The organism is Amycolatopsis panacis (assembly GCF_003600245.1).
GTDB lineage: Bacteria > Actinomycetota > Actinomycetes > Mycobacteriales > Pseudonocardiaceae > Amycolatopsis > Amycolatopsis sulphurea.
Genome location: NZ_QZFV01000142.1, coordinates 138,155 through 156,691 on the forward strand (window position 1 = coordinate 138,155; position 18,537 = coordinate 156,691).

Annotated in this window: 16 protein-coding genes; 6 read left to right on the top strand and 10 right to left on the bottom strand. The window is 69.6% G+C overall.

Going from position 1 to position 18,537, the window contains the following annotated elements; all coding sequences use genetic code 11:
• The first annotated feature begins 195 nt into the window (after nt 1–195).
• Genes D5S19_RS29955 through D5S19_RS29965 form a run of 3 tightly spaced genes read left to right on the top strand, consistent with a single transcriptional unit; the run spans nt 196 to nt 5,822 of the window.
• On the top strand, nt 196–1,803 hold the full coding sequence (locus tag D5S19_RS29955) for a DNA polymerase Y family protein (RefSeq protein WP_233574243.1): 1,608 nt from the start codon (nt 196–198) through the stop codon (nt 1,801–1,803).
• Between the two features lie 37 nt (nt 1,804–1,840).
• Nucleotides 1,841–5,179, top strand: a complete 3,339-nt coding sequence (locus D5S19_RS29960; RefSeq protein WP_120026693.1) for an error-prone DNA polymerase — start codon at nt 1,841–1,843, stop codon at nt 5,177–5,179.
• 55 nt (nt 5,180–5,234) lie between these two features.
• Nucleotides 5,235–5,822, top strand: a complete 588-nt coding sequence (locus tag D5S19_RS29965) for a pentapeptide repeat-containing protein (RefSeq protein WP_120026694.1) — start codon at nt 5,235–5,237, stop codon at nt 5,820–5,822.
• Between the two features lie 162 nt (nt 5,823–5,984).
• Here D5S19_RS29965 and D5S19_RS33940 read toward each other — a convergent pair whose 3' ends face one another.
• Nucleotides 5,985–9,470 carry a TNT domain-containing protein gene (locus D5S19_RS33940; RefSeq protein WP_407641804.1) on the bottom strand — a complete coding sequence of 1,162 codons (3,486 nt, stop codon included), beginning with the start codon at nt 9,468–9,470 and terminating at the stop codon, nt 5,985–5,987.
• 262 nt (nt 9,471–9,732) lie between these two features.
• Between D5S19_RS33940 and D5S19_RS29980 the strand changes: the two genes are divergently transcribed.
• Together D5S19_RS29980 and D5S19_RS29985 are read left to right on the top strand one after the other, a co-directional pair.
• Nucleotides 9,733–10,596, top strand: a complete 864-nt coding sequence (locus D5S19_RS29980) for a bifunctional methylenetetrahydrofolate dehydrogenase/methenyltetrahydrofolate cyclohydrolase (protein ID WP_233574244.1) — start codon at nt 9,733–9,735, stop codon at nt 10,594–10,596.
• Nucleotides 10,597–10,601: 5 nt separating this feature from the next.
• Entirely contained in the window at nt 10,602–10,907 is a 306-nt protein-coding gene (locus D5S19_RS29985) for a DUF3017 domain-containing protein (protein ID WP_120026733.1), read from the top strand.
• 4 nt (nt 10,908–10,911) lie between these two features.
• Here D5S19_RS29985 and D5S19_RS29990 read toward each other — a convergent pair whose 3' ends face one another.
• The 5 genes from D5S19_RS29990 to D5S19_RS30015 all read right to left on the bottom strand — a co-directional run bounded on the left by D5S19_RS29990 (nt 10,912) and on the right by D5S19_RS30015 (nt 15,011).
• A complete protein-coding gene (locus D5S19_RS29990) occupies nt 10,912–12,084 on the bottom strand; it encodes an MFS transporter (RefSeq protein ID WP_120026696.1) in 1,173 nt (390 codons plus the stop codon).
• 188 nt (nt 12,085–12,272) lie between these two features.
• Complete coding sequence (locus D5S19_RS29995; protein WP_120026697.1) at nt 12,273–12,494, bottom strand: ArsR/SmtB family transcription factor; 222 nt, start codon at nt 12,492–12,494, stop codon at nt 12,273–12,275.
• Between the two features lie 97 nt (nt 12,495–12,591).
• A complete protein-coding gene (locus D5S19_RS33675; RefSeq protein WP_407641805.1) occupies nt 12,592–12,915 on the bottom strand; it encodes a transposase domain-containing protein in 324 nt (107 codons plus the stop codon).
• A 47-nt stretch (nt 12,916–12,962) separates the two neighbouring features.
• Nucleotides 12,963–13,841: an IS701 family transposase gene (locus tag D5S19_RS30010; protein WP_120026698.1), complete on the bottom strand. Its 879-nt coding sequence runs from the start codon at nt 13,839–13,841 to the stop codon at nt 12,963–12,965.
• Nucleotides 13,842–13,916: 75 nt separating this feature from the next.
• Nucleotides 13,917–15,011: an FAD-dependent monooxygenase gene (locus D5S19_RS30015; protein WP_120026699.1), complete on the bottom strand. Its 1,095-nt coding sequence runs from the start codon at nt 15,009–15,011 to the stop codon at nt 13,917–13,919.
• A gap of 66 nt (nt 15,012–15,077) precedes the next feature.
• On the opposite strand from D5S19_RS30015, the gene D5S19_RS30020 reads away from it, so the two are divergent.
• Nucleotides 15,078–15,557 carry a TetR/AcrR family transcriptional regulator gene (locus D5S19_RS30020; RefSeq protein WP_120026734.1) on the top strand — a complete coding sequence of 160 codons (480 nt, stop codon included), beginning with the start codon at nt 15,078–15,080 and terminating at the stop codon, nt 15,555–15,557.
• Nucleotides 15,558–16,264: 707 nt separating this feature from the next.
• Here the strand turns inward: D5S19_RS30020 and D5S19_RS30030 are convergent.
• Genes D5S19_RS30030 through D5S19_RS30045 form a run of 4 tightly spaced genes read right to left on the bottom strand, consistent with a single transcriptional unit; the run spans nt 16,265 to nt 18,392 of the window.
• Nucleotides 16,265–16,843 (bottom strand): HhH-GPD-type base excision DNA repair protein, encoded by a 579-nt coding sequence (locus tag D5S19_RS30030; protein ID WP_120026700.1) that lies wholly within the window; start codon nt 16,841–16,843, stop codon nt 16,265–16,267.
• 53 nt (nt 16,844–16,896) lie between these two features.
• Complete coding sequence (locus tag D5S19_RS30035) at nt 16,897–17,496, bottom strand: class I SAM-dependent methyltransferase (protein WP_120026701.1); 600 nt, start codon at nt 17,494–17,496, stop codon at nt 16,897–16,899.
• A 32-nt stretch (nt 17,497–17,528) separates the two neighbouring features.
• Complete coding sequence (locus D5S19_RS30040) at nt 17,529–17,891, bottom strand: DUF2203 domain-containing protein (RefSeq protein WP_120026702.1); 363 nt, start codon at nt 17,889–17,891, stop codon at nt 17,529–17,531.
• 12 nt (nt 17,892–17,903) lie between these two features.
• Nucleotides 17,904–18,392, bottom strand: coding sequence for a hypothetical protein (locus D5S19_RS30045; RefSeq protein ID WP_233574245.1), 489 nt, complete (start codon nt 18,390–18,392; stop codon nt 17,904–17,906).
• Nucleotides 18,393–18,537: the final 145 nt, after the last annotated feature.

The window sequence follows — 18,537 nt, forward strand, 5'->3', positions numbered from 1 at the left end:
GATGACTGTGTGGCTGCGTTCGGCTTGGGTGCTGCTGCTCGGGGTGCGTCGTACGTTCCGGGGAAGTCGTTCAGCGCGAAGGGGTGGCCGTCGGATGACTGTGTGGCTGTGTTCGGTTTCGGTGCTGCTGCCCGGGCATCGAGGGTGCGCTGTGCGTTCCGGGGAAGCCGTTCGACGCGAAGTGGAAGCCGCCGGATGACGGTGCGGAACGAACCGGCGCGGATGCTCGTGGTCTGGTGTCCCGACTGGCCCGCGGTGGCTGCCATCGCCGTGGCCGGTGCGGCGCCGGCCGGGCCTGCTGCGGTGTTCTCGGCGAACCGGGTGGTCGCGTGCACCGAAGCGGCACGCGCGGGCGGGGTACGCCGTGGGCTGCGGAGGCGGGAGGCGGAGTCGCGGTGTCCCGGGCTGGCTGTCTTCGCCGCGGACGACGGACGGGACGCGCGGTTGTTCGAGAATGTTGCGCAGGCTGTGGAAGATCTGGTTGTCGGGCTGGAAGTGGTACGGCCGGGGCTGCTCGCGGTGCCCGTCGCGGGGGCGGCGGGCTACTACGGTGGGGAGCACAGGATCGCGGAGCGGCTGCTGGACCGGGTCGCTGCGGACGCTGGGGTGGAATGCCAGATCGGAGTGTCCGAAGGACTGTTCGCGGCCATCCTTGCGGCCCGTCGCGGGGTGTTCGTCGAACCGGGGCAGGCGGCGGAATTCCTTGCCACGCTGCCGATCACCGAGCTGGACCAGCCCGGTGCCGACCGGGCGGAGCTGGTCGGCCTGCTCGTCCGGCTCGGCTTGCGCACGCTTGGTGCGTTCGCCGCACTCGGCGAGCGGGATGTGACCGCACGGTTCGGGCGGGACGGCGTGCTCGCCCACCGGCTGGCTCGCGGCCGGTCCGACCGGCCGCCGCTGCGCCGCCGTCCGCCGCCGGAGCTTTCGCTCACCGAAGTGTTCGATCCGCCGCTCGCCCGGGTGGATGTGGCCGCATTCCTCGCCAAGAGCCTCGGCGCCCGGTTTCACGCTACGCTCGCCGCCCGCGGGCTGGCCTGCACCCGGCTCGGCGTCTACGCCACCACCGAGCGCGGCGAACAGCTCGGCCGGGTCTGGCGCTGCGCGGAACCCCTTACCCCGCAAGGAGTCGCCGACCGGGTGCGCTGGCAGTTCGAAGGCTGGCTGCAGGCCGCGCCCGGCGCCCGGCCCAGCGCCGGGGTCACCCGGTTACAGCTGGTACCGGAGGAGACGGTCGAAGGCCGTTCGCTGCAACTCGGGCTGTGGCGGGGCGGCGATCCCGCCTCGGGCGCGGACACGGACGAGGCCGCCGAACGGGCCGGCCGAGCGTTCGCCCGGGTACAGGGCCTGCTCGGCCCGGAGGGGGTGTGCACCCCGTTGTTCGACGGCGGCCGGGACCCCGCGGCCCGCATCCGGCTCGTGCCGTGGGGCGATTCGCGAGAACCGGTCACCCCACCGGAGGCCACCTGGCCGGGCAGGCTGCCTTCGCCGTCCCCGGCGACGGTGCTCGACCCGCCGCTGCCGGTCCAGGTCGAAGACGAGCAGGGCCGCCCGGTCGGCTGCACGTCCCGCAAAAGGCTTACTGCACCGCCACATCGGCTCCGCGTGGCAGGCGGGCCGCCGCGCCGGATCACCGCATGGGCCGGGCCTTGGCCGGTCACCTCGGGCCGCCGCGCCACCGGCCCGCACCAAGCCCGGTTGCAACTCCTGCTCGGCGGCGAAGGAGACGCACCTGGGGAAGCGGTGCTCGCACTGTGCTCGGGCACGGAAAGTCCACAGTGGATGGTGGAAGGGTGGTACGACTGATGGCCGGGCCGATTTCGGGGGCGTGGGGCGTTCAGCGATGAGCTGGAGCAATCCGCCGGTTCCGTGGAAGGATCTCGCCCGGTCCTTGGCGGGTGGGCTGCCGCCCGGTGATCACGGGGACAGCCCGGCCTGGGGGCGTAAACGTGCGGAGTACCGGCGGCCCGCCGATGTGCCGGCGCCGCAGAGTGATTTCGAGGCTCCGCCGCGGGTGGCCTATGCCGAGTTGCACTGTCATTCCACGTTCAGCTTTCTCGACGGGGTGAGCAATCCCGAGGAACTGGTGGAGGAGGCTGCGCGGCTGCGGCTCGACGCGATCGCGCTCACCGATCACGACGGAATGTACGGCGTGGTCCGGTTCGCCGAAGCGGCGAAGGAACTCGGCGTCGCCACGGTGTTCGGCACGGAGCTGAGCTTCGGGCTTTCCCAGCCACAGAACGGTGCCGCCGACCCGGAGGGGGAGCATCTGCTGCTATTGGCCCGCGGCCAGGACGGCTACCGGAGCCTGTGCCGCGCGATCACCGCCGGCCAGTTACATGGCTACGACGTTGACGTGCCGGTCGGGGAACGCGCGGAGAAGGGCCGTCCGATCTACGATCTGGCCGCGGTTGCAGAGGAGACCGCGGGGCAGTGCGCCGTGCTTACCGGATGCCGCAAGGGTTCCGTGCGTTCGGCGCTGGTGCGGGAAGGGCCGGACACGGCGCTCGCCCAGCTTCGCCGGCTCGTCGATCTCTTCGGTCGCGACCAGGTGTACGTCGAGCTGATCGACCACGGCCAGCCGCTCGACAGCACGCACAACGACCTCCTCACCGAGTTGGCCGACGAGCTTCACCTGCCGACCATCGCCACCACTGCCGCGCACTACGCGCGTCCCGAACGCGGCAGGCTCGCCGACGCGGTCGCGGCCATCCGGGCGCGGCGCGGTATCGACGACCTGGAGGGCTGGCTGCCCAGTGACGGGACCGCGTTCCTGCGTTCCGGCAACGAAATGGCGGAGATCTTCCGGCGTTACCCGGGCGCGGTGCAACGGTCCGCGCTGCTGGGTATGGAATGCGCTTTTCGGCTGGAGCTGGTCCGTCCGGAGTTGCCGCCCTACGACGTGCCCGAGGGGGAGACCGAGGCCAGTTATCTGCGTTACCGGGTCAAGAAAGGGTTCCGGAAGCGTTATGGGACAAAAGACCTGACCGGCGACGTGTGGCGCCAGATCCAGCACGAGATGACGATCATCGAAGAGCACGGGTTCCCCGGGTATTTCCTGATCGTCTGGGATATCTCGCGGTTCTGCCGCAGGGAGGAGATCCTGTGCCAGGGCAGGGGATCCGCGGCCAACTCGGCGGTCTGCTACGCGCTCGGGATCACGAACGTCGACCCGATGAAATACCACCTGCTCTTCGAGCGGTTCCTCGCCCCGGAGCGGGACGGCTATCCGGACATCGATCTCGACATCGAATCCGATCGGCGGGAGGAGGTGATCCAATACGTCTATCGCAAGCACGGCAGGCTCAATGCCGCGCAGGTCGCCAACGTGATCACCTACCGCGCCCGCTCGGCGATCCGGGACGCCGCCCGCGCGCTGGGCTACTCACCCGGTCAGCAGGATGCGTGGAGCAAGCAGATCGACCGCTGGGGTGCTTTGCGCAGCACGGAAAAAGACCACGATCACGACATCCCCGAGGACGTCGTGCAGCTCGCGTTCGCGCTGGAGGACTTCCCGCGTCACCTCGGCATCCACTCCGGCGGCATGGTGCTGTGCCGCGAGCCGGTGAGCCAGGTGTGCCCGGTGGAATGGGCGCGGATGGCCGACCGCAGTGTCCTGCAGTGGGAAAAGGAGGACTGTGCGACGGTCGGGCTGGTGAAATTCGATCTGCTGGGGCTCGGCATGCTTTCCGCGCTGCGTTACATGGTGGAGCTGGTCCACCAGTACAAGGGCGAGGAGATCGACCTCGCCGAATTGGATCTCACCGATGCGCGGATCTACGAAATGCTGGGCCGGGCCGACGCGATCGGCGTGTTCCAGGTGGAGAGCCGGGCGCAGCTGGCCACCTTGCCCCGGTTGCGGCCGAAGAGCTTCTACGATCTGGCAGTGGAAGTCGCGCTGATCCGGCCCGGTCCGATCCAGGGTGGTTCGGTGCATCCCTACATTCGCCGCAAGCAGGAGCGGGAGAAGTGGGAGCACGACCATCCGCTGCTGAAGAACGCACTGGACAGAACGCTGGGCGTGTCACTGTTCCAGGAACAGATGATGCAGATTTCCCAGGATGTCGCGGATTTCACCGCCGCGGAGGCCGATCAGCTGCGGCACGCCATGGGATCGAAGCGGTCGGAGCGGAAGATGGCCCGGCTCCGGCAACGGTTCCTCGACGGTGCGGTGGCGAACGGGGTGACGCCGGAGCTGGCGGAGAAGATCTTCCACAAGCTCAAGGCGTTCGCGAATTTCGGTTTCCCGGAAAGCCACGCCCTGAGCTTCGCGCATCTGGTGTTTTCGAGCGCGTATTTCAAGTACTACCACCCGGATGCGTTCTGTGCGGGGCTGTTGCGCGCGCAGCCGATGGGTTTCTACTCACCGCAATCGCTGGTGGCCGACGCGCGACGGCACGGGGTCACCGTGCTCGGCCCGGACATCAACCGCAGCCTGGCACATGCCACGCTGGAACCGTTGCCGGACAAAGGAAAGCTCCACGCCGTGCGGAACGGTCTCGGCACCGTCCGCACGGTCGGCGAGACGCTCGCGGAGCAGATCGTGACCGAGCGCGTCGCGAACGGCCCGTACGAGAGCATGTCCGACCTCGGCCGCCGGGTGCGGCTCACCACGCCGCAGCTGGAGGCGCTGGCGACCGCGGGCGCGTTCGGTGCGCTGGTGCCCGACCGGCGGCAGGCGCTGTGGTCGGCGGGTGCGGTGGCGCAGGACCGGCCGGAGAAGCTGCCCGGCACCGGGACCGGAGTCGACGCGCCGATGCTGCCGGGCATGGACGGGCTCGACGTCGCCGCCGCCGATGTGTGGGCCACCGGGATCTCGCCGGGGCACTTCCCGACCGAGTTCATCCGCGACCGGCTGGACGCGCTCGGGGTGGTCACCGCCGACCGGCTGCTTTCGCTGCCCGACGGCGTGCAAGTGCTCGTCGGCGGCGCGGTCACGCACCGCCAGCGACCGGCGACCGCGGGCGGGATCACGTTCCTCAACCTGGAGGACGAGACCGGCATGGTCAACGTGATCTGCACACTCGGCCTGTGGCAGCGGTTCCATCGGATCGCCAGGGCCAGTCCGGCGCTGCTGGTCCGGGGGGTGCTCGAATCGGCCGACGGCGTGGCGAGCGTGCGGGCACTCAAGCTGGAGCCGCTGCCGATGCGGGTCACCATGAGATCCCGGGACTTCCGGTGAGCCCAACCGACCCCCGTCGCACCGGCCGGCGCCACGCGGATGTCATCCTGTCCGCGTGACCGAGACCGGCGAGGACTACCGCGAGGCGCAACTTTCCGGGCAGTGGTGGGAAAAACGCCAGTTCACCGGCTGCGACTTCACCGAGGCGGACCTGCGGGACGTGCGTACCCGGGGCTGCACGTTCGACGGCTGCGACTTCACGAAGGCCGACCTGGCGCGCTCCCGGCACGACGCGTCCGCGTTCCGCTCCTGCACCTTCGACCGCGCCGTGCTCGCGGAGAGCCGATGGTCGGCGTGCTCCCTGCTCGGTTCGTCCTTTGCAGACTGCCGATTCACCGGGATCGCACTCACCGAATGCGATCTGTCGCTGGCCGCGTTCGCCCGTGGACGGCTGCGAAAACTGGACCTCTCCGGACTGCGACTGCGGGAAGCGAACCTGACCGAGGCCGACCTGACGGATTCCGACCTACGCGGAACCGATCTGACCGGCGCCCGGATGATCGGCACGAAACTCTCCGGCGCCGACCTGCGGGGCGCGCTGATCGACGCGAACGGCCTGCGCCAGGCCGACCTCCGCGACGCCCGCGTGGACCTCGACCTGGCCGCCGGATTCGCCGCCGCGCACGGCCTGGTGGTGAAGTAGCCCGCCCCGAGGCGCGCCCTGGCAGCGTCCGCCGTCGCCCGTACACCCAGCCTGAAGGCTGTGAAGGGTCCCTTCACAGCCTCAGCGTCCGTGAAGGTGCCCTTCACAGCCCTGCTGGTGGGCCGGATGGGCAGGGGAAGCCGCCCATCCGGCCCCTTGGGGTCAGTCGATGGGCGGGTCGCCCGGATCGAGTTCGACCAGATCGCCTTCGGCGACGAGTTCCTCGATGCTCGCGGGCAGCAGGTACGCCGACCCGCCGCCGGGCTGGTTGAACCAGGGGATCGCCACACCGGCCAGCGCCTCCAGCGGACGCTGCACCCGGTAAACGTGGTAGGGGCGGGTGATCCACTCCGGGACCAGTGACCGTTCCGCGAACGGCGTGCCCGCGGCGTAGGTCAGGTTGCCGTTCGGGCCGCCGAACCGGTCCAGTTCACTGCCCGCGGGCAACTCCCGCAGCTCCTTGCCACGGAACAGGGTCAACGGCGGTTCCCCACCCAGCGGCGAGATCGGCCACTGGTTCCCGCCGCCACCACCGCCGGTCGCGGCGCGTACGCCGTTCGCCCGTGGTGCGGGGGGCGGCGGTTCCCGGCGTACCGGGGTGGCGATCTGCGTGGGCGGAGCGGTCGGCGGCGCCTGCCGGACAGGTGGCTCGTCGTCGGCCAGCAGCTGGTCGGCGGGGGTGAACGCGGTCTGCTCCTGCGGCGGCACGGTCTCCCGCGGCCGGATCGGGAACGAACCGGTGGCCACCTCCGGCGACAGCGTCGCCACCACCGGCGGCTTCGGTGCGTCGGCGATCGTCTCGGGCTCCGACACCGACACGGGCATCGGGGCCGGCTCGGCGGGCACATGCCCGTCCGGGTGCAGCAGTACCTTGCCGAGCATGAACGCGGCGGCGTCCTCGGCGTCACCGAACACCGCGGGGTTGACCAGTTCGCCGTCGTACCAGCCGACGCGCCAGCCTTCGCCGACCTGCTCCACGCTCCAGCCGCGTTCGGTGGCCGTACCGAGCCCGTATGCGTTCTCGGGCACGTTCAGCTCGTCCAATTTGGACTGCAGACCGGCCAGCGCCGGCTCTGCGGGCAGCTCCCGCAACACCCGACGTCCACCGGACTGGCGCGGGCCGGGCTCCGGCTCCGGTCGTGACGTCGGGGTGAGCGGGAACGGCTGATCCACCGGCACCGCGCCGGGCAGCTCCGAGCCGGGCATGATCGTCGCGGTCGGCGGGCCCGAGTCGAACTCGGACTCGTCGTGCAGCTGGTCGGAATAACCGGCTTGCTCCGGCGCGCGGTCGGCGTGCGTGTACAGCTCGTCGTCGTGCTGTTCGGGCTCGTTGCTGTGGGTGAAGAGGACCGGCTCCTCGCGGTGCTCCGCCTCGACGGGCTCGTACGGAGCGTCCGGGGTGTCGCTTACCGGTGCGTACAGCGCGGTCTGCTCGGCCTCGGGCACCGGCGGGGTGCCGTTGCGGCCCGACTCTTCGTAATAGGGCTCCTCAGCGCGGAAGCGGTCTTCGAACTCGTCGCCGTACACCTCTTGCTCGTGATAAGGCTGATCTTGCTCGTGGAACTGCCGGCCCTGCTCACGGTAGGACTGGTACGGCTCGCCCTGTTGCTGGTAGCCGTCCTCGTACTCGCCGAAGTCCGGCTCGGCGCGGCGTCGGCCCGCTTCGTGGTCGTCGGCGTAGTCGTCGTGGCGATGCTGGTCCGGACCAGCATCGAGGGCGGCCGGGTCGGCTGCCTGCGCGCCGTGCTCGCTGTACGCGCGCTCCGGCGAGCGGCCGGATTCCGCATCGGTAACGGCCTCGTCCTGCTCCGCGCCGGGGGCGTCCTCGCCGGAGTGTCCACCGAATCCGGCGGCCACTCCCGCGGCCAGCCCGCCGATCGCGGCGATACCGCCGTGCCCGGAACCGCCTTGCTGCCCGGAGTCGTCCGGCCGCCCACCGCCGGAAGCGCCTGCTGCGGCAGGGATCCTGGGCCCACCCGGGCTCGTCGGCTCGCCGGGATCGCTCGGCCCACCGCCTGGGCCGTCCGGCCCTGCGGCAGCACCCGGCCCGCCGGGACCACTGGGGCCGCTCTGCCGTCCGGGGGCACCTTGATTACCCGGGCCGTCCGGTCGTCCCGGACCGCTCTGGCCGCCCGGCCCGCTGAGCCCGTCCGGTCCACTTTGGCCGGTCGGTTCGCCGGGAACGCCTTGGTTGCCGAGGCCGATTGGTCCACTCTGGAGGCCGGGACCGTCCGGCCCACCTTGACCGGGGCCGTCTGCTCGCCCGGGACCGGTGTGGCCGCCTTGATCACCGATACCGCCGGGACCGTTGTGGCCGCCTGGTCCGCCTTGGTTGCCGAGGCCACCCGGTCCACTTTGGCCGCCGGGGCCGTCCGGCCCGCCGAAACCACCGGGACCCTCCGGGCTGTCCGGCCGTCCAGGGCCACCTTGATGACCGGGACCGTCCGGCCGCCCGGGTCCGCTGAGACCCACCGGCCCACCCGGACCGCCTTGGCCACCCATACCACCGGGACCGTTCATGCCGCCCGGACCACCATGCTCACCCAGCCGAACTGGGGCACCCGGACCAGGCCCACCGGCACCGTTCGGCCTGCCCGGCCCGTTCGCACCACCAGGTCCATCGGGACCGCCGAGCCCGTTCACCATGTCCGGGCCGCCCAGCCGATCGGCACGTTCCCGCCCGCCACCATCGAACTCGTCGCCGTAACCGTTCGCGTCGTGGTAGTCGCCGCGCTCGTCGTAACCGTGCTGGTCGGCGGGAGCCGGTCCGCCCGTCGCCGCGGCACCGGGCTGCCGGGGCGGCGCGGGGCGCTGCGGCGGCGGCTGATTGCCCCGGGTCAGGTACCCGGCCGCGCCCTGCAGGGTGGACTCGTCTACCGGGGGGAGCTGGAAGCCGTTGGCCCGGATGTGGTCGACCAGATCCGCTTCCGGGGAGACCCCGTAGGTGCGCAGGTAGAAGTTCACCGCGGCGGGCCAGATCCACTCGCCGTCGCTGTGGAAGGCGACCGGGACGGTGGCCTCCGGGGTCTGCGCGAGCCGGTCGATGTCGTAGCCGCGGTCCTGGACCACCACCGGGGCGTGGTCGAGGTAGTCCAGCAGCCGGTCCTGCTCGGCGACGTCGAGGTCGGGGCGGTTGAGCACCGGCCGGCCCGCCGGGCCGCTGGTGTCGAAGATACGGGCGATGCGGAAGTGCGGGCCGGGCTGTTGCGGGCCGAGGCCGGACAGCCTGCGGATCAGCCACTCCGGCACGTTCTCCTCGGTGCGCGGGAACGTGCGCAGCTCGTCGGAGTAGGCCTGCGGCGGCGGCGCGAGGTCCCACTGCGGCTCGTCGCGGTTGTATTCGAGGTTGTAGCTGGACGGGTGGTCGAGCTGGTAGCGCGCGTTGAACCAGGTGCCGCGGCCGTCCCGGTACATCCCGGCGCGCAGCTTGCCGAACAGCGTCGCGATGTCGTGCGTGGCCATCCACTCCTGCACGGAGCCGTCCTCGAGCCGGATCTCGCCGGTCAGCTCGTGGTACCTGCCGACGGCGCGGTACTCCGCGGAGACCTTGCGCCAGTCGCGCGGGGCGGCGCGCAGCAGGGCCAGCCCGATCTGCTTGACCAGTGTGTCCTGCTCGGTCGCATTCAGCTGCGTTGTCGGTTGTGCCACAGGCTCATTTTGACTGTTCGCGCGCGCGGACGCACCCCGCATAGGGCATTTGCCACCCACGGACGGAGTCACGGACCCGCTGACCTCGTACTACGCGATATGGCGGAGGTCACACGCCCGGGTGGGTGATGCGGTGGAGTGCCAGGAGTCTAGGCCCGGGCGACCCTCGGGCAGGGGAGGACGCGCGCGCCGATCGGGTGGTGTGTCCGGTACGCAGCGTAGGGAACCCCACAAGTGTGCAGTCTTCCCTGACGCTGCGAAGATGACAGTCGTGACGGCGAAGATTCTGGACGGCAAGGCCACCAAAAACGCCATTTTCGCGGAGCTGCGCCCGCGGGTGGCCGCACTTGCCGAGCAGGGCGTGACGCCCGGCCTCGGCACCGTGCTGGTCGGCGACGACCCCGGCTCGCACTCGTACGTGAAGATGAAGCACGCCGACAGCGCGAAGATCGGGGTCAATTCGATCCGCCGCGATCTGCCCGCGGACATCTCGCAGGAGAAGCTGGAAGCCGTCATCGACGAGCTGAACGCCGACCCGGCCTGCCACGGCTACCTCGTCCAGCTCCCGCTGCCCAGGAACCTCGACGCCAACCGCGTGCTGGAGCGTATTTCCCCGGCGAAGGACGCGGACGGTCTCGCCCCGATCAGCCTCGGCCGGCTCGTGCTCGGCGAGCCGGGCGCCCTGCCGTGTACCCCGTACGGGATCATCGAACTGCTCAAACGGCACGACGTGCCGCTCGCCGGCGCGCAGGTGACTGTGGTCGGTCGTGGGATCACGGTCGGTCGAACGCTCGGTCTGTTGCTCACCCGCCGTAGTGAAAATGCCACCGTCACGCTCTGTCACACCGGTACCCGCGATCTTGCCGCGGAGACTCGCCGCGCGGACATCGTGATCGCCGCCGCGGGCGTGCCCGGGATCATCAAACCGGACATGGTGCGGCCGGGCGCGGCCGTGCTCGACGTCGGGGTCTCGCACGTCGGCGGCAAGCTCACCGGCGACGTGGACCCGGCGGTGGCCGAGGTCGCCGGCTGGCTCTCGCCGAACCCCGGCGGGGTCGGCCCGATGACGCGGGCGATGCTGGTCAGCAACGTGGTCGAGGCCGCGGAACGCACGGTCGCGGGGTGACGGCGATGCCCGGCGAACGGCAGCGTGGCGGTCGCGAGTGGACCGTCCACGTGCCGTTCGCGGCTGTGCTCGTGCTGCTCCTTGTCGCCGTGGAGCGGGCCTTCCAGTACCACTGGCGTGAGGGGGCCGTGCTGGTCGGCGTGGCCCTGCTCGTGGCAGGCGTGGCGCGCGCGGTGCTGCCGGTCGAGAAGGTGGGGCTGCTCGCGATCCGCAGCAAGACCGTCGACCTGGTGACGTACGGCTTGTTGTGCGCCGCGGTCCTCTACATCGCCCTCACCATCACGGGCGGCCCCCTCGACTCGTCCTCCTGAGTTCTCAGGTGGCCGGGGCGAGTTCCCGCGCGGCCTCGCGCCGGTCCAGCAGGCCCGACACCGCGGCGATGGACACCCCGAGCACGGCCAGCAGCGCGCCGACCCAGTTGGGTGCGAGCAGCCCCAGCCCGCCGGCGATCACCAGGCCGCCGAGGTAGGCGCCGATCGAATTGGCGATGTTGAAGGCCGACTGCACCGCCGCGGAGACGAGCGACGGCGTGCCGCCCGCCTTCTCCATGATCCGCGCCTGCATCATCGGGCCGATCATGAAGCCCGCGACGCCCACGAAGAAGATCGTGATCGCCGCGCCGACCTTGCCCTGCGCGGTGACCGTGAAGATCGCCAGCGCGGTGGCCAGTGCCAGTAGCGCGATGTACAGGCTGGGCATCAGCGCCTTGTCGGCGAGCCGTCCGCCGAGGAAGTTTCCGAGCGTCATGCCCACGCCGGCGAGTGAAAGCAGCACGGTCACGTTCGACGGCGAATACCCGGCGACATCGGTGAGCATCGGCGCGATGTAGGACATGCAGGCGAACACGCCGCCGAGGCCGAACATGACGATGGCCAGCGCAAGCCACACTTGCGGACGGCGGAACGCACCGAGTTCGCCGCGCAGCGAAGGCTCGGCCGGACGGCCCTGGTGCGGCACCAGTTTGGCGATCGTCGCGATGGCCACCAGCCCGATGAGCGCGACCAGACCGAACGTGACCCGCCAGCCGTACTGCTGGCCCAGCAGCGTGCCGAGCGGCACGCCGACGACGTTCGCCATGGTCAGGCCCATGAACATCATGGACACCGCCTTGGCTCGCTCGCCCGGCCGGGCCAGGCTCGACGCGACCACCGCGCCCGCCCCGAAGAACGCGCCGTGCGGCAGCCCGGCGAGGAACCGGAACGCGACGCCGAACTCCTGGTTCGGCGACAGCGCGAACAGGCCGTTGCCGACGGTGAACAGGCCCATCATGGCCAGCAGCATGGTTTTGCGGGGGAGCCGCACGGCCAGTGCGGTCAGCAGCGGTGCGCCGATCACCACGCCCAGCGCGTAGGCGGAGATGAAGTAGCCGGCGGAAGGGATGTCGATGTGGAAGTCCTCGGCGGCTTGGGGCAGCACACCCATCATCACGAACTCGGTGGTGCCGATGCCGAAGGCACCGACGGCGAGTGCGAGCAATGCGCGGGGCACGGCTCTCCTTCCTGGGGAGACTCGGGGTGTTCAGCCGGGGTCTGCGCCCGGTTCTGAAGCGCTTTAGTAAAGGGCCAAAAAACAAGACAGCCGGGCGGCCCCGTCGCCGTCGTGCTGTCTGCGCGTTCCAGTTCAACCCACGAGGGGCGACCTTGTCATCCCGGTACTCGGGTGAGGCCCGCCACGCGTTACCGAGGTGCCGCGAGCACGCCGTCGAGCAGGCCGGGGAACAGTGCGTCGAGATCGTTGCGGCGCAAAGTGTTGTAGCGAGTGGTGCCGACCTGGCGTCCGGTGATCACTCCGGCCTGCCGCAGGATCGCGAGGTGGTGGGTGAGTGTAAATTTCGTCACCGGCACCTCGAAGCCGCCGCAGGAAATCTCCGTCTCTGTGTGCGCCAGCTGCCGGACCATCGCGAGGCGGACCGGGTCGGCGAGCGCGCGGAGCACTTCGCGGTTACTGCTGCCGGGCGGCGTCTTGGCGGTGTGGAGCGCGGGAGCTCGCCGGATTTCACGACCCCGGCTGCGCGGCGGGTTCGCGGAGGTGGCGATGGTGGAGATCGCGTACCCCGAGGGGAACCGGACGTGGTGTGGTGCGCGCGGGTGAGCCGAGTCGACCAGGTGCCGGATGGGCCACCCGGCACGCTCGCGGAAACCTGGAAAACTGGGTCCTGGTTTCCGCGAGTCCGCCGTCCGTTGCCTGGCTAGCCTCAAGGCCGTCACGCAGGCGGGACTGGGTGGTCTTCGTCGCGGCCAGCGCTTCATCGACCATCTCGAACGGAACGTGTTGGGTGAGTTCACCAAGATGACCGGGGGCGAACCGGCCCCCGGCCACGACCCTGGTGCGGGTGATGACGGACTGCGTATCCAACGGAGTTCTTGCTAACGGTTGATCTTGGTCGACACCGTTCTAGCAGGGACTCCGTTCCCCTGCCCTTTGCTGCCGACACCGGCTGAGAGGCGTTGCCAGCCCTTGCGCGGTGCGGCGGCGGCCAGTGCGTCGGCGCGCATCGTCCCGGCCGGGGTGTCGAAGCGGTGGTCGCAGGAGATGGCCATGACGTAGTTGAGGCCGGCCTGTTCGCACCAGGTTCGCAGGCCGGGGTTGTCGCCGTAGGCCTCGTCGGCGGTGAACCATTCGAGGTCGGAGCCGGTGCCGAGCAGTCGTTCCAGCATCTGCTGGGCGAGCTGGGGTTTGGTCGCGAACTCGGCAGTGTCGTCGATTCCGGCTTCCCGGCAACGTTGCGGGTCCTCGGTCCAGGACGCCGGGACATACAGCTCACGGTCGATCAACGCGCGTCCCTTGACCGGCACGTAGGTCAGGAACACGCCGAGCTGACAGTTCTCGATCCGTCCGGCGGTGCCGGAATATTGCCGCTGCACCCCGGCGGATGTGGTGCCCTTCTTCAGGAATCCGGTCTCGTCGGCCACCACGAACCCGCTGCGGTCGCCGAGGTGGGCCAGTACATGGCCGCGCAGATCGTCGCGCACCGCGTCGGCGTCCCAGCGGTAGAAGTTCAGCAACCGTTGCATACCGTCCGGGCACAGGTCGCCGGCCTGCTCAGCGATCGTCCATGAGTTCTTCCGCTCCGCCCCCGACCGCAGTCCCAGCACATACATCCGAGCCCGCCGACGTGAGCCCGCATGCGCGAAACGCCCCGCCACCAGCGCGAACACGTCATCGAACCCGGCCCGCCAGCGGGCAAGACGATCATCGGCTACTGTCCATGACGCGGCCACCGCGTCCTCTTCGAGATCCAACACACCTTGAAGTCGATCACCCGGTGGCCGCCTTCACGATCACGACACGCCGCTAGATCACACACTGCGGCTGCCGTACTAGCCTTCCAGCTCCTGCAGTTTCGTCGCCGCGTCGGTGTGGCCGCTGATCTGTGCCGCGGCCAGCCGGCCCTTTTCCTGGCTGGCGGCGACGTAAGGGCGCATTTCAGCTTCGTAGACTGCGAAAGCGGTCTCGTAGTCGCCGCTCGATGCGGCCAGCGCCCGGGCGAGCGTACGTGCGCCGAGCAATGCTTGTGAGGTGCCCCTGCCGCTGGTGGGTGCCGCACAGTAGCCGGCGTCACCGACGAGCGCGACTCGTCCGCTCGACCACGTGTCTGCGTTGACTTGGCAGCACGAGAAGAAGTACCAGTCGCCGGCATCCGGCATCACCTTCAGCAGCCGGGGTACTTCCCATTCATGTCCGGCGAACGCGGCGCGAACGGCCTCTTCCTGCTCGTCCCGAGTAGACCGATCCAGGTACGGGGAATCGGTGCGAAAGGACAGGCTCACGTTGAGCTGGTCCGGTTCGTTGTCGTTGAACAGCAAGACTGCGGTTCCGTCGATCGGCCGCAGAACGGAGCTGTGATTGAGGCCGAGGTAGTTGTCGGTGGTGAAGCACCCGGTGGAAATACCGAGGTGGGACACGGTGATTGCCGACTCGGCAAAGGCCAGCCGGCGAACCTTCGAGTGCAGTCCGTCCGCGCCGAACACCAGGTCGAACTCTTCGTCCGGGCGGTTCTCGAACTCTACTGATACGCCGGACGGGTGCTGGGTCAGCTTGGTGATCGAGTCGTCGAAAACGTATTCCACGTCGTCGGCGGTGATCTTGTGCAGGAGCCGGGTCAGTTCTCGCTTGGGCACCTCGAGGACACCGGAGAACGTTTCGGTCGGGAGCTGACCGATTTCGGTTCCGTTCGTGTCCACCACGGCGGTGCTGCCCATCTTGGTGTCGTGCGCACGGAGCTGGTCAAGGATGTTCATCTCGGCCAGCACGTCGAACACCGGATCACTGAAGCCCACCGCAAGGCCGCCGGTCCGCCGGGCCGAAGCGCGCTCGACGACAGTTACGTCGTAGCCGCTGTGGTGCAGGAAATAGGCGAGCGCAGGCCCGCCGACGCTCGCGCCGGAGATCAGGACCTTCTCGTTCTTGGTCATACTCTCACCGTATCACAGTTTATCCGGTTGGATCATCCATATGGATAATCCATGTACGATCGGCTGATGGGGAACCGGGAGGCCTTGCTGGCCGGAGCCAAACAGTGCTTGGTCGAGCGGGGCTGGGCGCACACGACAGTGCGGGACATCGCCGAGGCGGCCGGGGTCAACCACGCCGCTATCGGGTACCACTTCGGTTCCCGTGACATGCTGCTCACCCGAGCGCTGGGACAGGCTCTTGACGAACTCGGTGCCGAGATCGCCGACCGTCTTGCGGAGGAACCGGCGCAACGCTGGCCGGTGCTGATCGGCACCTTCACGACGCACCGGGCGCTGTGGGTGGCCTTGCTCGAAGCCTCGGTCGAAGCTCAGCGGTCTCCCGAGGTGCACAAGGACTTCGTAGCCATGCTGGACCATGGGCGGGCCGGCCTCGGTGGACCGATCCCGATGGCTCTGTTGCTGGGCCTGATGATGCAATGCCTGGCAGACCCCGGGAACGCACCCGCACCCGCGGACGTGATCGCCGGACTTGGTTCGCTGACGTAGGTTCGCAAGCTCCACCCGGCGGATGCGGGGTACGCCGACGCTCCGTCGCCTAACAGGTTGCGGTCGGCTCTCGCCCGAAACCGGTCCAAGACCCTGGGGCGGAAGTCCGTGAAGGGCCTTCGCAACCTTCCCCCGGAGCACGACGGGGGCACCCGATTGCCCGCGTAGCCGTGCGTCGCGGGCGGGCCCGGACCGGCCCGCCCGGATCTGCGCCCGGCAGTTACGGCCAGGTGGAGCGCGGCTCCCGGACTCCTACGGCGTATGCGCGAGGGCCGCCGCGAACGACTGCTCGGTGGATCGCTTCGCGGTGTTGTTCGAAACGTTCGACCATCTCGGCGACCCGGAGCCGCTGATTGTCAAGGTAGAAGAGAACTCCGTTGTAGGTCTGCAAAGGCGTGCGCTCTGCATCGCGTCCTTTGATTCGCCCGTCTTTGCAAAGGGACCACCCTCGGATCAGGCCGTAAGCGAGCCAGCAACGTTTTGCGCGTCATCCGGAAGTGCTTCGCCGCTCGGTGCACCGTCCGGCCGAGCGCGGTCAGATCTTCTGCCAGCCGCCGACCGAGCCTCGGTCGAGAAAGAGCTCATGCGGCACGGGTCGCCCGGCACAATGCTTCGACTTGTTCCGGCGTGAGTCCGTATTCGTAGGCCACGTCCGGTCCGAGGTGCACCGATTGTGTGTTGCGTCTCGAACCGCTGAAACAGCCCGCTCACCCCTTCGCAGCTGCCTTCGCGGCCTTCTTGAACGCGCGCACCTCCGCGAGCGTGCCGGCATTGGTCACATCCGCGATGGACCGCCGGGACCCGCGTTCGCCATACGAGCCGGCGGTTTCGCGCCAGCCCTTCGGCTGGACGCCGCGCTGCTTGCCGAGCAGCGCAAGGAAGATCTTGGCCTTCTGCTCGCCGAAGCCGGGCAGGGCCCTGAGTCGCTTGAGGACTTCGGGGCCGTCCGGCTTGGGGCGGCCGGACAGCCAGATGCCTTCTGGATTGCCGTCGTAGTTCTCGATGATGTGCTGGGCGAGCGCGTGCACCCGGTAGGCCATCGAGCCGCCGTACCGGTGGATGGCCGGCGGCGTGACGCACAGCTCGACGAACGTCTCGAGATCGGCCTCGGCGATCTTCGAGAGGGAGAAGCCGTCCATCCGGTCGGCGATCTTGCGCGGGCCGGCGAACGCGTGCTCCATCGGATATTGCTGATCCAGCAGCATGCCGACGAGCAGGGCGAACGGGTCCTCGTTGAGCAGCTTGTCCGCCGCCGGTTCGCCGGTCAGGTGCAGTTCACGCAGCATGTGGTCCAGGATCTCACGTCCGGCCCGGGCGTGACGGGGTCACCTTGGCAGCGTCATCCCTCGGCGAAAACCGCGAAGACCTCCCGGACGCGGTCGCCGTCGTGGGACGTCACCAGGTGTGCCGTCGCCGCGTGGAAACCGGCATCGGTGGCCAGCGCGGCGGCCTCTTCGGCAGTGGACGGCAACGCGAGGTCTCGAGGCATCAGTTCGCCGAACGCGCCGTCTCGCCGGAGCCGTTGCGCCAGCGAGATGCTGAACGCCAGCCGCCCACCGGGACGCAGGACGCGGCGCCAGTCGGCGAGTGCGGCCGCGCCAAGGAAATGCAAAGCGGACGCGCACACCACGGCGTCCGCCGAAGCGTCGTCGAGGGGGAGTGGTACCGCGGGGGCGACCTGCCAGGAGATCCGTCCCTCGGGGTCGAGCCGCGCGGCCTTTTGGCGTGCCTGCTTGATCATCGCGGGGGAGAAGTCCACCGCGAGCACTGCCGCCGGATTGAGGCGCAGTGCGGCGAACGCTGCGGCGCCGGTGCCGGTGGCGACGTCAACGAGCAGCGAAGGGCCGCGGGACAGGCCGTCCACCAGGGTGTCCGCCACGAGCGGGTGGAAGCTGTCTGCGTCGTAACCGGGGGCGTGGGTGTCGAACAGTTCGCTCACCCGCCCACCTTAGTGCCGCTGACCAGCGATTTTCACGGCAGCGGGCGTCGACCGGCGAAGCCGAGATCGACCCGGTGATACCAGCTCAGCTCATCGTCGCCCTCGATCCAGCACAGCAGGACGTCGTCGTCGCCGAGGGTGGCCGGGAAGTCCACCAGCAGTGGCGCGAACCCCTTCAGCTCCGCGCCGGTGGCCTGCACCGCGGCCATCAGGTCGTCGAGCCGGGCCTGCGCGGCCTTCCACTCGGGCAGGCCGCCGAGTTCGGTGTCCCGTCCGCCGGGCCGCAGCGAAGCGGCCAGCTCGGCGGCGTCCGCCCGGATCCGGACGAGCTCGTCGAGCACCGGGCGCAGCCGGGCGAGTTCGGCGCGGGCCTCCGCCACGGTGAACAATCCCATCTGCAAATGTTCTCACCGGGCGTGTGGCTCCCGGCGGCGGCGCACCAGTGAACCGGCCAGGCCGGTGCCGACCAGCAGGAATCCGCAACCGAACAGGGCGCCGGTGAACAGCCAGGTGGCCACGCCGAAGCGCAGCTGGCCCCACGGCACGAGGTTCAGCAGCTCCAGCCCCCACTGCGGCATGGCGAGCGTGACGAGGCCGGGTAGCACTCCCCACAGCAACCCGCCCAGCAGCGGCCCGGCCGAGGACCACGCGCCGAGCGTGGCCACCGCGAGCAGCAGCAGCGCGCCTGCGACCAGCAGGACCACGCTGACGGCGTCACTGTGCGCCGCGTAGGTGGACAGCACGTTCTGCTGCCGGTAACCGCCGTAGCCGAGCAGGCCGAGCGCGACAGGGGTGAGGACGAGGCCGGCCAGCCCGCTCAGCACTCGTGCGCCCGTCCGGCTCGCTGGTGGCACGACTGTGGGCGAAAAGGTGGAATACGGCGGGGGAACGGACATGGGGTGACCTCCCGGGGGTGACTGATCCGGCGATGGGATGGTCGCCGGGTTCGCCCGGTTCCGCGAATCCTCGCGGTCCGTGCCCGGTCGCCGGGACGGCCTGAGGTGGGTGGAGACTTGACGCCGACCACTTCTGGAACCACCC

Excerpts from the sequence above, each read along its gene's own strand:
- D5S19_RS29955 (WP_233574243.1), top strand. The coding sequence starts at position 196 with ATGACGGTGCGGAACGAACCGGCGCGGATGCTCGTGGTCTGGTGTCCC.
- D5S19_RS29960 (WP_120026693.1), top strand. The coding sequence starts at position 1,841 with ATGAGCTGGAGCAATCCGCCGGTTCCGTGGAAGGATCTCGCCCGGTCC.
- D5S19_RS29980 (WP_233574244.1), top strand. The coding sequence starts at position 9,733 with ATGACAGTCGTGACGGCGAAGATTCTGGACGGCAAGGCCACCAAAAAC.
- D5S19_RS29985 (WP_120026733.1), top strand. The coding sequence starts at position 10,602 with ATGCCCGGCGAACGGCAGCGTGGCGGTCGCGAGTGGACCGTCCACGTG.
- D5S19_RS29995 (WP_120026697.1), bottom strand. The coding sequence starts at position 12,494 with ATGGTCCGGCAGCTGGCGCACACAGAGACGGAGATTTCCTGCGGCGGC.
- D5S19_RS30015 (WP_120026699.1), bottom strand. The coding sequence starts at position 15,011 with ATGACCAAGAACGAGAAGGTCCTGATCTCCGGCGCGAGCGTCGGCGGG.
- D5S19_RS30020 (WP_120026734.1), top strand. The coding sequence starts at position 15,078 with ATGGGGAACCGGGAGGCCTTGCTGGCCGGAGCCAAACAGTGCTTGGTC.
- D5S19_RS30030 (WP_120026700.1), bottom strand. The coding sequence starts at position 16,843 with ATGCTGCGTGAACTGCACCTGACCGGCGAACCGGCGGCGGACAAGCTG.
- D5S19_RS30040 (WP_120026702.1), bottom strand. The coding sequence starts at position 17,891 with ATGGGATTGTTCACCGTGGCGGAGGCCCGCGCCGAACTCGCCCGGCTG.
- D5S19_RS30045 (WP_233574245.1), bottom strand. The coding sequence starts at position 18,392 with ATGTCCGTTCCCCCGCCGTATTCCACCTTTTCGCCCACAGTCGTGCCA.